12 protein-coding genes are annotated in these 14458 nt (G+C 62.5%); 6 read left to right on the forward strand and 6 right to left on the reverse strand.

The window, feature by feature from the left end; genetic code table 11:
• The first annotated feature begins 228 nt into the window (after positions 1-228).
• From KIO76_RS07490 to KIO76_RS07505, 4 genes are all read left to right on the forward strand, one after another.
• Entirely contained in the window at positions 229-510 is a 282-nt protein-coding gene (locus KIO76_RS07490) for a BolA family protein (RefSeq protein ID WP_213322284.1), read from the forward strand.
• Between the two features lie 290 nt (positions 511-800).
• Positions 801-2246: a D-alanyl-D-alanine carboxypeptidase family protein gene (locus KIO76_RS07495; RefSeq protein WP_213322286.1), complete on the forward strand. Its 1446-nt coding sequence runs from the start codon at positions 801-803 to the stop codon at positions 2244-2246.
• A 169-nt stretch (positions 2247-2415) separates the two neighbouring features.
• Positions 2416-3633, forward strand: coding sequence for a CobW family GTP-binding protein (locus KIO76_RS07500; protein ID WP_213322287.1), 1218 nt, complete (start codon positions 2416-2418; stop codon positions 3631-3633).
• A 454-nt stretch (positions 3634-4087) separates the two neighbouring features.
• Complete coding sequence (locus KIO76_RS07505; RefSeq protein WP_213322288.1) at positions 4088-5368, forward strand: GNAT family N-acetyltransferase; 1281 nt, start codon at positions 4088-4090, stop codon at positions 5366-5368.
• Positions 5369-5542: 174 nt separating this feature from the next.
• On the opposite strand, the gene atpC is transcribed toward KIO76_RS07505, so the two are convergent.
• The 5 genes from atpC to KIO76_RS07530 all read right to left on the reverse strand — a co-directional run bounded on the left by atpC (position 5543) and on the right by KIO76_RS07530 (position 10748).
• Entirely contained in the window at positions 5543-5944 is a 402-nt protein-coding gene (gene atpC / locus KIO76_RS07510; RefSeq protein ID WP_213322289.1) for an ATP synthase F1 subunit epsilon, read from the reverse strand.
• A gap of 136 nt (positions 5945-6080) precedes the next feature.
• Positions 6081-7526 (reverse strand): F0F1 ATP synthase subunit beta, encoded by a 1446-nt coding sequence (gene atpD, locus KIO76_RS07515; protein WP_213322290.1) that lies wholly within the window; start codon positions 7524-7526, stop codon positions 6081-6083.
• 79 nt (positions 7527-7605) lie between these two features.
• A complete protein-coding gene (locus tag KIO76_RS07520; RefSeq protein ID WP_213322291.1) occupies positions 7606-8484 on the reverse strand; it encodes a F0F1 ATP synthase subunit gamma in 879 nt (292 codons plus the stop codon).
• A 171-nt stretch (positions 8485-8655) separates the two neighbouring features.
• Positions 8656-10188 (reverse strand): F0F1 ATP synthase subunit alpha, encoded by a 1533-nt coding sequence (atpA, locus tag KIO76_RS07525; protein ID WP_213322293.1) that lies wholly within the window; start codon positions 10186-10188, stop codon positions 8656-8658.
• Positions 10188-10748, reverse strand: a complete 561-nt coding sequence (locus tag KIO76_RS07530) for a F0F1 ATP synthase subunit delta (RefSeq protein ID WP_502761840.1) — start codon at positions 10746-10748, stop codon at positions 10188-10190. The genes atpA and KIO76_RS07530 overlap by 1 nt, the downstream gene beginning before the upstream one ends.
• A 337-nt stretch (positions 10749-11085) precedes the next feature.
• Between KIO76_RS07530 and KIO76_RS07535 the strand changes: the two genes are divergently transcribed.
• Positions 11086-12252 (forward strand): M20 aminoacylase family protein, encoded by a 1167-nt coding sequence (locus tag KIO76_RS07535; protein ID WP_213322297.1) that lies wholly within the window; start codon positions 11086-11088, stop codon positions 12250-12252.
• Positions 12253-12736: 484 nt separating this feature from the next.
• Here KIO76_RS07535 and KIO76_RS07540 read toward each other — a convergent pair whose 3' ends face one another.
• Positions 12737-13267, reverse strand: coding sequence for a hypothetical protein (locus tag KIO76_RS07540; RefSeq protein ID WP_213322299.1), 531 nt, complete (start codon positions 13265-13267; stop codon positions 12737-12739).
• Between KIO76_RS07540 and KIO76_RS07545 the strand changes: the two genes are divergently transcribed.
• Positions 13235-14377, forward strand: coding sequence for a hypothetical protein (locus tag KIO76_RS07545; RefSeq protein WP_213322301.1), 1143 nt, complete (start codon positions 13235-13237; stop codon positions 14375-14377). The two genes, KIO76_RS07540 and KIO76_RS07545, sit on opposite strands and share 33 nt — an antisense overlap.
• The last annotated feature ends 81 nt before the right edge of the window (positions 14378-14458 follow it).

The raw sequence follows: 14458 nt of genomic DNA on the forward strand, positions 1-14458 counted from the left end.
CAGATTATGTTTGCGCGAACAGCATGGACAAGTGGTTTAAAGACACGGCAGCCCCGCCATAAACTCGACCCTGGCCTTGGCTGGAGCCTCAACCACGGGGTTTGATCCGCGGACTGAGGCATTCGCACCCGATGGCGACGACCCGCACAGAGCCGCGTCCCTTGCAGCTTCCCCTCGGGCTATCCTCGGACTACGAACGTGTGACCCACTTCGCGAGAAGGAGCCCCCATGGTCCGCGCCGACAGGATCAATGCCAAGCTAACCGCCGGTCTCGAGCCGCTCGCCCTGAGCGTCATCGATGAGTCGCACCAGCATGCCGGACATGGCGGCTGGCGTGAAGGCGGAGAAACACATTACCGCATCACTATCGTCGCGGATGCTTTTACAGGCAAGTCGCGCCTGGAAAGGCACAGGCTCGTCAACGCGCTTCTCAAGGATGAATTCGCCGACGGCCTGCACGCTCTCGCCATAGAAGCAGCAGCGCCTGGCGAGGCAGTGCGTGGCATTTGACTGTCATATTCTGCCGCGATGATGACGCATGAGTCGCTAATATGGTGGCATTCTTCGCCATCTGGTAACTTTTCTCGTGTGAAACTATGGGCCTTGCCCGGAACCTGCCGTATTATACGGTTAGCTGTCGCTGCGTTCCGGCGGCTAGCCTCGATTGATAAGCGTCGAGAATGTTGAGCGTTATCCGCTGCTTATGACTGCAGGATCGTGTGAGTGCGCGCATGAAAGAGCCGGCGTCCCCAGGGGGCTGGTATTCTGTGCCCCTTGATTAAGGTTGGATAATGACGAACGTGATCTCTCGTTGGGCGGTTGCCTCTTTCGTCGCCGTGGCGGCCACCGGCATTTCGATAGCATCCGTTACGCCAGCTACCGCCAATCCGACCTTGGTCGTCGATGTCGCCAGCGGGCGAGTGCTGCAATCCACCCAGGCCTCCGATCTTTGGTATCCGGCTTCCCTCACGAAGCTGATGACGACCTATCTCGTTTTCCAGGAGATCAAGGCGGGCCGTCTCGCTCTCGACACACCCCTCAAGGTGTCCGCAAGGGCGGCCGCGGAAAAGCCGTCGAAAATCGGCGTCCGGCCAGGATCCGAGATTACCGTCGACAACGCGCTCAAGATGATGCTCGTGAAGTCGGCCAACGATATTGCCGTGGTGCTGGCCGAAGGTGTCAGCGGTTCGGTTGAGGCGTTTGTCGCCCGCATGAACCAGACAGCCCAGTCCATCGGGATGTACGACAGCTACTTCGCCAACCCCAATGGCATGCCGGACGATCGCGCCCGCACCAGCGCGCGCGACTTGGCGGTGCTCGCCCGGTCCCTGATCGTCGATTTTGCTCCCTACCGCGGCTATTTCGAAATCGGCTCTATCCAGCTCGGCAAGCGCACCTTCCAGAATACCAACGGCCTCGTCGGCCGCTATCCCGGGTCCACGGGCATGAAGACGGGATTCATCTGCGCATCTGGGTTCAATGTGGTGGCCACCGCCCAGCAGGGCAACCGTGAGCTTCTCACTGTGGTGCTGGGGGCTCCGTCTGCCGTGCAGCGGACGATCCAGGCCGCCGAGTTGTTCGACTCCGGCTTCTCGCAATGGGGCGGAGGCGGGCCAACCGTCGACAGCCTGCCGCGTGCGGCGCAGGCGGAGCCTGTTAATCTCTACAACGAGATCTGCGGCAAAAATCGCGCACCCTATCTGGTCGATGATGACAATGCGGCGCCGGTCAGTGCGTCGGCTAGCGACGGCGGCAGTCTTGCCAGCTTCTTCTCCAGTGGGCAGCGTGTGAATGGCGCGGCCGCTGTGCGCGGATCCTCGCCAAATCGCCTCGCCCCGCGCGAGAAATTCGTACCGCTCGCCGTTTTCATTGGTCGCACGCCCGGTGCGGAGCCGGATCCCGCCGCCGTTGCGGAGGCAGCGAAGCCGAAGGCCGCCAAGGCGACCAAGCAGGCGGTCAAGACCAACGCGAACGGGCGTAAGCAGATCGAGATCAGCCGTTCCGGAAAAGGTGTGCCGGCTGCTGGAGCCACTGCCTTCGCACCCGTCGAGCAGCCGGGCGGCAGCGCTTCCGGTGCCCTTCAAAAAGCGATCAAGCCAGCCAAGAAAGCGGTCTCAGCCGACAAAGCGGCAGCGGCCAAGGCCTCAGCGCCGACGCCGGCGCCTCGCCCCGCCGCCAAATCTGGCGCCGCTGCCAAGAGCACTGCGAAGACCAAGCCGTTAAGCCTGAATTCCGTCAAGGATTGATCTTTTCGGCAGATGCCGGGCATGCATGAAGCGCATGTTCTGTTCGAAGTGATATAATGTTACATAAGGGCGAGGCATTGATGTCTCGCCCTTTTTCATTGTGTTTGATGGATCCCCGCGCCGTGTCCATCGTGCGGTGCGCCGTGTGATCAGCCCAGGAATGTGACAGATGACATTGCCAGAGGAACCACGCCGGGCGCCGCGCCCAAAGGGACCGATACCTGCGATACCACTGACGATTCTCACCGGCTTTCTCGGCGCTGGAAAGACAAGTCTTCTCAACGCCCTCCTGCGCGAGCCGGATCTGGCCGACACGGTCGTCATCATCAACGAATTCGGGGAAATCGGCCTCGATCATCTTCTCGTCGAAAAGGCCGACGAGGGCATGGTGACCTTGGCTTCAGGCTGTTTGTGCTGCACGATTCGTGGCGATCTCATTTCCACCCTCGAGGATCTTCTGCGCCGCCGTGACAACGGCCGCATCGTGGCTTTCCGCCGGGTGGTCATCGAAACCACGGGACTGGCCGATCCCGCGCCTGTTCTGCACACGGTCCTGTATCATCCTTATCTCGCCAAGCGGTTTGCAATCGATGGGGTGATCACCGTCGTCGATGCGGTCAACGGCGCGGCGACGCTCGACACCCATATCGAGGCCCTGAAGCAGGCGGCCGTCGCTGACCGTCTTGTCATCAGCAAGACGGATCTGCCGGAAACGAGCGAGGCAGACGTCACGGCGTTGAAGCGCCGCCTCGCCGCGCTCAACCCGGCCGCGCCGATTCTGGACATCGCCCAAGGCGAGGCTAAGCCCGCCGCCTTGCTCGGGATCGGGCTCTATGACGTTGACGGCAAGATCGCCGACGTGCGGGCCTGGCTGCAGGCGGAGGCGTTCGACGACAGCCATCGCGACGGGCATGGCCATCACCACGGGCATGATCACGCCGGTGATGATCATCATCATGGCCATCGCGGCCATGACCACGAGGGGCACCATCACCATCATGACGTAAACCGGCACGACGCCCGGATCCGTGCGTTCTGCCTCACAAGCACGCGGCCGATCACCGCCCATAACCTCGATCTGTTCCTCGATCTCCTGCGCGCTTCCCATGGTCCCAATCTCCTGCGGGTCAAGGGCCTCGTGGCGCTCGCCGACGATCCTGACCACCCGATGGTCATCCATGGCGTGCAGCATGTCTTCCACCAGCCGATCCGGCTGGATCGGTGGCCGGACGGGGACCGACGCAGTCGTCTAGTCTTTATTCTGCGCGATCTCGATGAGAGCTTCGTATCGCGTCTGTGGAACGCCTTCCTCGGCGAACCTTCGATCGACGCTCCCGACGCCGCGGCCTTGACAGCCAACCCTCTGGCGCTCGGCGGGGGACGCTAGGCGGAGCGCTATTCGGAGGAGTCACGCCTCGGTCGCTTCGTGGCGTACGATTTTGGGACAATGCCCGCTATCCCAGCGACCCATTGGATGCAACCGCGGGCCGGCCACAGGCGTGGCCGGTGTATCGCGCCATGCCGTACGACGGGGCACGTTCAACCAAGATCAGGTGCGCACCGATTGGGCGTGCGCCGCACCCCCCGTAAAAAATAGTAATATATACAGAAGCTTCTTTTGAAGTCGCCCCAGCCGCGCTGCAAACTGGATCGCTCAACTTCCGATTTCAGTAACTGCGTCATGCGATGAAGATGCGTCGTGAGTGGTCGTAGGGCTCCGTTGTCATCCACTCCGCTCTATCCTGTGGCACAAGACTTGTGCTGCTCGATCGCAAACCCCCGATCCGTCGGGATGTTGTCCTCTTCCGGGACGAGGCAGGTCGAGTAGGGTGGGATTCGGAATGTCCGACGTCTTTCCTTCTGTAGTTGCGGAGCGTGCACCAACGGGTCCCGTCTTGCGGACGACCACCGCAGAACGTATCCGGCTTGTCCCCGCGCCTGTACCGCACCCTGTCCCCATCCCCGTGGACTCGCCGCTTCGGGTCGAGCAGCGCCTGCTCCGTAACATGGGTGAATATGAGGAGCCTTGGACAGATCTCGTGCAGCGGACGTTGGAAGAGAACCCCTTCTATACGCCCGCATTCGCGGGGCCGGCGGCGCAGCATCTTCCGGACGGCCGCTATGTGACAGCAATTCTCGTCTGGGCCGGGCCCGCTGCGCAACGAATGCTCGTCGGGTTCTTTCCCGTGATCCTGCCTCGTTCGGGCGCGCTGCCTGCAGCCGCGCGCCTCTGGCAGCCGCCGCTAATGGCCTTTGGCGTGCCGTTGGTCGATCGCGATCGCGCCAAAGCCGTGATAGCCGCCTTCCTCGATCACCTGGGCCGGCGTGGGTTGCGAGGAACCGGTGTGCTGTTCCCGCTCCTGGCTGAGGATGGACCATTCGCCGTCGCGTTGCGCGCTGTCATTGGCGAGACGAACCGGCAGATGCGTGTCTTCGCCCGCCATCGCCGCGCAATTCTGCCGGCGTCGAGCAGCCCAGACAGTTTCGTCACGCTTCAGTCCGCGCGCAAGCGCAAGGAGCTGCGTCGCCAGTTGCGACGCCTCGAGGACCTGGGCGCGGTCAGTTTCACGCGGGCTCAGGCGCCCGGCCCGGTGCGCGACGCGGTCGAGCAATTCCTCGCCATTGAAGCATCCGGCTGGAAAGCCAAAGCTGGCACCGCAATCCTCCAGCAATCCGGGGATGTTGCCTTCCTGCGTACCATGACACGCCGGATGGCGCATGAAGGGCGCTGCGAGGTGCATGTTCTCAACGTCGGTCAGCGTGCGATTGCCGCAGGCATCGTTCTGAGAAGCGGTGACGAGGCCTTCTTCTGGAAAATCGCCTATGACGAGGCCTTCGCGCGCTTCTCGCCCGGGGTGCAGCTGACGCTCGCGCTCAGTCACGCGCAGCTAGATGATCGGACGATCGCCTATACGGATTCCTGCGCGATCGCCAACCATCCGATGATCGATCATCTTTGGCGAGAGCGCTTGACCATAGCCGACATCCTCGTAGGAACCCGTTCCGGCTCATCCATGGCGATGCGCCTTCTCGCACGGCATGAGAAAGGCCGCCGCAGGCTACGCGTAGTCGCAAAGGCCATGTGCCACCGCATCGCGGGATGGTTTGCCCGTCGCGATTAGCGCATTATCCGATCATTCCGATCGCTGAGACGCCGTGTCACGACCATGTCGAGCTTTGGCTTCGTTCGGTGCACATGTCGTGTTTGCCCTGGCGCTCCAGCGATGCCGCCACAAAAGGAAACGGCCGCCTGAGGCGGCCGTTTCAAGCTGGTGATGTGCTTGATGGATCGATGTTTAGCGCAGGACTTGCATGCGCAGCTCGGTCAGGCGCATCAGCTTGGTCGAAGCGGCCAGACGGCCCGCGTCGTTGGTCGCGGAAGCCACGAGCGTCTCGACCGACGTGATCTCGATGTCCAACACTTCGGGGCTCAGCTCCGCCACCGGAACCGCGTAGTCCGCGAGGATGGAAATGTTGTCGGGGCGGATCTCGGCGATGCCACCACGAACGAACAGGCGCTGCGAAGAGCCCGCACCTGCATCAATCGTGATGATCCCAGGCTGCAGAACAGCGATGACCGGCGCATGGCCGGGCATCACCTGCATTTCGCCGTCGACTGAGGGGACGATGACGCTGGCGACGTCGCCGGAGAAGAGAAGTCTTTCGGGCGCGACCAGCTCAAGCGGAACGGTGGCCATGGCTCAATCTCTTTCGATCTCGCGCGCGTCTGCAGCGCAGTAAACTCAATCTGACAGGCCCGGCCGCCTATGGCCGAGCGCCTGGCTTTCTTGCGCGGGAAGCGCGGGTGGCGCGCATCCCTGCGCCCGATTCGGCTTACGCGGCCTCGGCGGCGAGGCGCTGGGCCTTCTCGACCGCCTGTTCAATGGTGCCGACCATGTAGAAGGCAGCCTCCGGCAGGTGATCGTACTGGCCTTCAACGAGGCCCTTGAAGCCCTTGATGGTGTCTTCGAGGGCGACGAGCTGGCCGGGAGCGCCGGTGAACACTTCGGCGACGAAGAACGGCTGGCTGAGGAAGCGCTCGATCTTGCGGGCGCGGGCCACCGTGGTCTTGTCCTCTTCCGAGAGCTCGTCCATGCCCAGGATCGCGATGATGTCCTGAAGGGCCTTGTAGCGCTGCAGGATCTGCTGCACGCGGCGGGCGATGTCGTAGTGCTCCTCACCGACGATCAGCGGCGACAGCATGCGCGACGTCGAGTCCAGCGGGTCCACGGCCGGGTAGATGCCCTTCTCGGAGATGGCGCGCGACAACACGGTCGTGGCGTCCAAGTGGGCGAAGGAGGTGGCCGGGGCCGGGTCGGTCAGGTCGTCGGCGGGCACGTAAATGGCCTGCACCGAGGTGATCGAGCCCTTGTTCGTGGTCGTGATGCGCTCCTGCAGGAGGCCCATGTCGGTGGCGAGGGTCGGCTGATAGCCCACAGCCGAAGGAATACGGCCGAGGAGAGCCGACACTTCCGAGCCCGCCTGGGTGAAGCGGAAGATGTTGTCGACGAAGAACAGCACGTCCTGACCCTGGTCGCGGAACTGCTCGGCGACCGTGAGGCCGGTGAGCGCGACGCGGGCGCGGGCTCCCGGAGGCTCGTTCATCTGGCCGTACACCAGGGCGCATTTGGAGCCGGCGACGCCGCCCTCATGCGGATCCTTGTTCACGCCCGACTCGATCATCTCGTGATAGAGGTCGTTGCCCTCGCGGGTGCGCTCGCCGACGCCGGCGAACACGGAGTAACCACCGTGCGCCTTGGCGACGTTGTTGATCAGCTCCTGAATGAGCACGGTCTTGCCGACGCCGGCGCCGCCGAACAGGCCGATCTTACCACCGCGGGCGTAAGGGGCGAGCAGGTCGATGACCTTGATGCCGGTGACGAGGATCTGCGCCTCGGTGGACTGCTCGGAGTAGCTCGGAGCCGGCTGGTGGATGGCGCGGTGCGCCTCGGCCTCGATCGGGCCGGCTTCGTCCACGGGCTGGCCAATGACGTTCATGATGCGGCCGAGCGTGCCCGCTCCGACCGGCACCGTGATCGGCGCGCCGGTATCGGTCACCGGCTGGCCCCGAACGAGACCTTCCGTCGTGTCCATGGCGATGCAGCGCACCGTCGACTCACCGAGCTGCTGGGCCACCTCGAGCACCAGGCGGTTGCCCTGGTTCGTCGTTTCCAGCGCGTTCAGGATCTCCGGAAGGTGCCCGTCGAACTGCACGTCGACGACGGCACCGATGACCTGAGCAACGCGCCCATTCGTTACCGGCTCTTGCTTCGTTACCATGGGGAAACTCCCGTCCGAGCCCGTCCGGGCCTCATCAAACCAAATTCCACTGCCGCCAGGGCGGCCTAGTCAAAATGCGTCAGACCGCCTCGGCGCCCGAGATGATCTCGATCAGTTCCTTCGTGATCATCGCCTGACGCGAGCGGTTGTAGAGCTGCGTCTGCTTCTTGATCATTTCGCCGGCGTTGCGCGTCGCATTGTCCATGGCAGACATCTGCGCACCGTAGAACGAGGCGTTGTTCTCGAGCAGGGCGCCGAAGATCTGCACCGCCAGATTGCGCGGCAGCAGGGTGGCGAGGATCTCTTCCTCATCCGGCTCGTAGTCATAGACGAGGCCGGCAACCTCCCCGTCATCGGCGGCCTCGACATTGGCCGGGATGACCTGCTGGGCGGTCGGGATCTGGGCGATGACCGAGCGGAAACGCGAGTAGAAGAGCGTCGCCACGTCGAACTTGCCTTCGTGGAACAGCGCGATGACCTTCTTCGCGATGTCCTCGGCATGCTCGAAGCCGAGCACCCGCACGGAGCGAAGCTCCACGAATTCGATGATATCCTTCGCGAAGCTGCGACGCAGCTGGTCGTAACCCTTCTTGCCGACGCAGAAGAACTTCACGCGCTTGCCTTCGGCGATCAGCGCATTGGCGCGCTCGCGGGCCAGGCGGACGATGGCAGAGTTGAAAGCGCCGCACAGGCCACGTTCGCCCGTGCAGACGATCAGCAGATGCGTCTCGTTCTGACCCGTGCCGACCAGAAGGCGGGGTGCACCCTCGCGCGAGGGCATCGCATTCGCCAGATTGGCCAGGACGTGAGACATGCGCTGCCCGTAAGGGCGCGCGGCCTCGGCCGCCATCTGGGCGCGACGGAGCTTCGCCGCGGCCACCATCTGCATGGCCTTGGTGATCTTCTGCGTCGCTTTGACGGAGGCGATGCGATTGCGAAGGTCTTTTAAGCTCGGCATCAGGACCTACCCTCTCCCCATGGCGGGGGAGAGCTGGAGAGGGAATGAAGCGCAAACGAGGGAGAGATAGGAAGTTGCCTTTCTCTCCGTGCCCGCTCCTCCAGGAGGGGAGGGGCTTTTCACGAATGCGCCCAGCGTCAACAAGGACAATCTATTACGCGAACGTCGCCGTTACGCGAACGTCTTGGCAACGTCCTCGACTGCAGCCTTGAGCTTGCCGGCGGTCTCGTCGGAGAGATCCTTGGAGGTGCGGATCGCTTCGAGAATCTCCGGGTGCTTCGTGCGGACCGCGCCGAGCAGCGCTTCCTCGAAGCCACGCACGCGGTTGACCGGCAGCGGATCGAGATAGCCGTTCACGCCGGCGTAGATCACCACAACCTGCTCTTCCATGGTGAGCGGGGAGAACTGCCCCTGCTTCAGGAGCTCGGTGAGGCGTGCGCCCCGGTTCAGAAGACGCTGGGTGGTGGCGTCGAGGTCCGAGCCGAACTGGGCGAAGGCGGCCATTTCACGATACTGGGCGAGCTCGCCCTTGATCTTGCCGGCGACCTTCTTCATCGCCTTCGTCTGCGCCGATGAGCCGACGCGCGACACGGACAGACCAACGTTCACCGCCGGGCGGATGCCCTGGTAGAAGAGATCCGTCTCAAGGAAGATCTGGCCGTCGGTGATCGAGATCACGTTGGTCGGAATATAGGCCGACACGTCGTTAGCCTGCGTTTCGATGACCGGCAGCGCCGTCAGCGAGCCCTTGCCGCTCGCGTCGCTCATCTTGGCGGCGCGTTCGAGGAGGCGGGAGTGCAGGTAGAACACGTCGCCCGGATAAGCCTCGCGGCCCGGCGGGCGGCGCAGCAGCAGCGACATCTGACGGTAGGCGACGGCCTGCTTGGACAGGTCGTCATAGATGATCACGGCGTGCATGCCGTTGTCGCGGAAGAACTCGCCCATGGCGCAGCCGGCGAAGGGCGCCAGGAACTGCATCGGGGCCGGGTCGGAAGCCGTGGCAGCCACGATGATCGAGTACTCGAGAGCGCCTTGCTCCTCGAGAACCTTCACGAACTGGGCAACGGTGGAGCGCTTCTGGCCGATGGCGACATAGACGCAGTAGAGCTTCTGCTGCTCATCGGCGCCAGCGACATTGAGCGACTTCTGGTTGAGGATGGTGTCGAGCGCGACGGCGGTCTTGCCGGTCTGGCGGTCACCGATGATCAGCTCGCGCTGGCCACGGCCGATCGGGATCAGGGCGTCGATCGCCTTGAGGCCCGTCGCCATCGGCTCGTGCACGGACTTGCGCGGAATGATGCCCGGCGCCTTCACGTCGACCTGGCGACGCTCGGTCGACTCGATGGGGCCCTTGCCGTCGATCGGGTTGCCGAGGGCGTCCACGACACGGCCGAGGAGGCCCTTGCCGACGGGGACGTCCACGATGGCGCCCGTGCGCTTCACGGTCTGACCTTCGGCGATCTCGCGGTCAGAACCGAAGATCACGACGCCGACGTTGTCCGTCTCGAGGTTGAGCGCCATGCCGCGCACACCCGATTCGAACTCCACCATTTCACCGGCCTGGACATTGTCGAGGCCATAGCAACGGGCAATACCGTCACCAACCGAGAGGACCTGTCCGACCTCGGTGACCTCGGCTTCCTGGCCGAAGTTCTTGATTTGCTCTTTGAGGATTGCGGAAATTTCCGCGGCGCGGATGTCCATCAGCCGACCTCTTTCAACGCGAGACGGATCGAATTCAGTTTGGAGCGCAGGCTGGCATCGATCATACGGCTGCCGAGCTTGACGATGAGCCCGCCGATGATGGCGGGGTTAACCTTGACGTTGAGCGCGATGTTGCCACCGGCGACGTCTTTCAACGCGGCCTCGATGTCGGCCAGCATTTTCGGAGAAGGCTGTTCCGCGAGCGTCACTTCCGCCCGGACGATGCCCTTCTTGTCGGCGACGAGGCTCCTGTAGGCCTCGATCATGCCCGGAAGAGCGAACAGCCGGCGTTTCGACGCGACGAGGCGAATGAAATTCGCCGTGAGGCCACCGATGCCGGCTTTGGCGAGAATGGCCGTGACGGCCTTCTCCTGCTCCTCGGCGGAGAACACGGGGCTCTTGACCAAGCGGGCGAGGTCAGGGCTCTCCGCGATCAGACCACTGAATCGGTCGAGGTCGGCACCGACGGCATCCACCGCCCCTGCTTCCTCTGCGAGATCGAGCAACGCCTTTGCATAGCGCTCCGCGACACCCGACACCATTGCACCCCCGTTAGCCACCGGGCCTCTCTTTCGTCTCAAGGGCGACGTCGTCACCGATTGCTCGGCGGCGCCTAACCCTGTTTGGCTATCTTCTGATAGGGTTGGGACAAGCTGAACCCTTATCCCAAGACGGGGGTGCACTAGCATAAGGATGCGGGCTGTGCAACCGAACCCGGCACACTTTCGCCGCCTTTGCGGAGTCGCACCCACGCGGGAGAAAATGTGATGATCCGGTGCGGCTGATCCCGATGCGCCGGTGCGGCGGAGTTCGTCCCGTTTGCGGGGTCCCGCGTGCCTCCCTGCGCGGACTGTGCTAAGCCTTTGCCCTTGATGATTTGGGCTGGAGGGCTGGTGGATGCCGCGCGCGGAACGCATTGCCGGGATGAAGGATGACGTTGTTGCGTGGCGGCGGGATCTGCATGCGCACCCTGAATTGCTCTACGAGGTCGTGCGGACGGCGGGCGTCGTGGCCGACAAGCTGCGCAGCTTCGGCTGTGACGAGGTTGTGACCGGAATTGGCCGCACGGGAGTCGTGGGGATCATCCGCGGGAAGGGCGCCGGGCCGGTGATCGGCCTCAGAGCCGACATGGACGCGCTCCCCATCGAGGAGGAGACCAATCTCCCCTATCGCTCGACGACACCCGGACTGATGCATGCCTGCGGCCATGACGGCCATACCGCCATGCTTCTCGGTGCGGCGCGCTACCTCGCCGAGACGCGCGACTTCGCGGGCACGGCTGCCGTCATCTTCCAGCCGGCGGAAGAGGGCGGGGCCGGTGCCAGGGCGATGCTCGACGACGGCCTCCTGGATCGCTTTGGCATCCAGGAAGTTTACGGCATGCACAATATGCCCGGGATGGTTCCCGGAAGCTTCGCGATAAGGCCCGGTGCCATGCTCGCCGCGGCGGATCGGTTCCGCATCGTCATCGAGGGCAAGGGCAGCCACGCTGCTCATCCCCACGAGGGGGTCGACAGCGTCGTCGCCGCCAGCCAGCTGGTGCTGGCGCTGCAGACTATCGTCGCCCGCAATGTCGACCCGTTGAAGAACGCGGTCGTCTCGGTGACGACTATCAATGGTGGCGATGCGTTCAATGTGCTGCCGCAGCGTGTGACATTGACGGGAACGGTCCGAACGCTGGATCCCGCGATCCGCGATCTCTGCGAGGAGCGACTGACAGCGCTGGCGCGCGCCGTCCCGGCCGCGCTCGGCGCGACGGCCGAGGTAGAGTTCTGGCGCGGCTATCCCGTCACCATGAACAATCCCGATGCGGCGCGTTTCGCGGCCGAGGTCGCTCAGGGGATATCGAGCACCGGTGAGGTCGACACGGGCATCCAGCCGATCATGGGGGCCGAGGACTTCTCCTACATGCTCGAGGAGCGGCCCGGGGCATTCATCTTCATCGGCAATGGCGAAAGCGCCGGGCTTCATCATCCGCGCTATAACTTCAACGATGAGATCGTGACGGCCGGCATCGGCTATTGGGCGAGCCTCGTCGAGACACGCTGTCGCGCTCCCGCTTGACGCGGCCGCGCTCGCCGCAGGCATAGCAGGGAACCAATAGCATAGGGTCCGGCGCTTGCGCATGATTGCCGCGCTTCTGCCCGCGCACCCGGCTGGCCTTCGCCGCCGGGTTGCTGGCGTCTATTGTCAAGCAACATCATGGCCGCGCGTTCGTGGCGGCACCTCGAGACATCGCGGGAGCGTGGCTCCATGTGGTCATTTCAATAAGTGCCTCATACCGAGCAATTTCGAGAAGAATTCTCGCTGAAATAGAAATTCCAGGAAAGCGCATTGTAATTACTTCTATTTATAAATAAAAAAGTAGATCTATATAGTATATCACCACAAGAAAATGTGTGAGGCTATATTCCACGCGTGATAATTCACGCGAGGGAATGTGATGAATCAAATAACTGAAAACAAAAGATTTAAGCGCGAAGACATTGAGCTTCTTGAAACCGATGAGACATATAAGCTGGAACTCGAAGCGATTCGAAAGAAGGCGCTAGAGAGATTGCAGAAGAAGGCCGAAGCTAAGGCTAAGGCCGAGGCCGAGGCGGCGCAGAAGCTCGCGGATGAGCAGAAGGCCAAGGCCGAGGCCGAGGCGGCGCAGAAGCTCGCGGATGAGCAGAAGGCTAAGGCCGAGGCCGAAGCGGCGCAGAAGCTCGCGGATGAGCAGAAGGCGCAGGCCGAGGCCGAGGCGGCGCAGAAGCTCGCGGATGAGCAGAAGGCTAAGGCCGAGGCCGAAGCGGCGCAGAAGCTCGCGGATGAGCAGAAGGCCAAGGCCGAGGCCGAAGCGGCGCAGAAGCTCGCGGATGAGCAGAAGGCGCAGGCCGAGGCCGAGGCGGCGCAGAAGCTCGCGGATGAGCAGAAGGCTAAGGCCGAGGCCGAAGCGGCGCAGAAGCTTGAGGCGGAGCAGAAGGCGCAGGCAGAGGCCAAAAAGCAGGCATGGGCTGATGCCGTCAGGCAGGAGATCGAGCGCCGCCTTCCGGAACAGGAAGGTATGCTGAACGATGCAAGTGCCAAGTTTGTGCATAGGCTCTTGAAGAGCAATACACAGGATTACGAAGACCTGACATCGGTCATGGCGAGGATCCGGAAGGACCTCGAAACTTCATCCGCTGAGAGCGTGAAATTGGAGCTGGATAAGGCTACACAGGCATTGGCAAAGCTGAAGGCTCTCCAGCCGGAGATCCAGGAGGCGATGCAGAAGGACCTGCAGGAGCAGATTGAGGCCCTTCGGCAGGAGGTACGAAAGCCGGAACTCCCTGAAGCGCCAGACTTAGCCCCTGGCACGCCGGTGTGGCTCATTGCGGTGAGGGAGGCGGCCCTGGAGCGCGGATCTGAAGCGTTCGATGTCGTGGTGAAGCAGGAGCCCACATATTGGAACCAGTGGCAGGAGAGGGCGGTTCAGGAAGAAAATACCTTCGGGGATGCGATCGCCGCCGCATCGCAGGCGTACGTGACCGAGCTGAAGCTTGCGGCGGAGAAGGCGCAGGCGGAGTCGGATGCAAAGTCCTTCAAGATCGAAGCAATCGGCAATGCGAGCGACATCTACAAGCTGGATGCATCCGCGTCAGGATCGGTTGATCTTGGAGATGGCAAAGATGCAGTCGAGCTGACGGGCAACAGGTCAGACTATAGATTCAGCAAGGTCGATTCAGTTTGGCATGTGTCCTCGAAAGCAGAAGGTCGTTCTGTCGATCTTCAACTCGTGGACGTTGAATACGTCAAGTTCAACGATGGCATAGTAATCCTGGATGCGACTGAGGAGAATGTCAAAGCTTTGCAATTCGTTAGGGCTATGGGGGGATCGGACGCCGATTTATCCACCATTCTCTATGCCGCTGAGAAACTCGATTTTTACAAACCTGAAGCCCTCATAAAGCACCTCCTGCCGCGGCTCCAGCTTGATGATAGCGATCTCGTGCCCTACCGCAGTGAAGACTATGTCAAGCAATCCTACCGCCAAATCTTCGGGCGAGAGGTTGATGAGGGTGGGTTGAAACACTGGACAGTGGAATCACAGATGATGGATGAGGCCAAATTTCTCTACACTCTTTGCCGTTTCGAAGAGGCTGAGAACTACATGAAGAAGGCAGTGGCCGTTGACGAGACCGCACATGTCGGCGACGTCTTCGCTTGATATTTAGAATGAGCTAAAGCTGCTACTTAACTGCGGATCTGCGGCGAGGCGCTCCATGGGCGCCTCGTTTCGTTTTACTGG

This window comes from Chelatococcus sp. YT9, from assembly GCF_018398315.1.
Classification (GTDB): Bacteria; Pseudomonadota; Alphaproteobacteria; order Rhizobiales; family Beijerinckiaceae; genus Chelatococcus.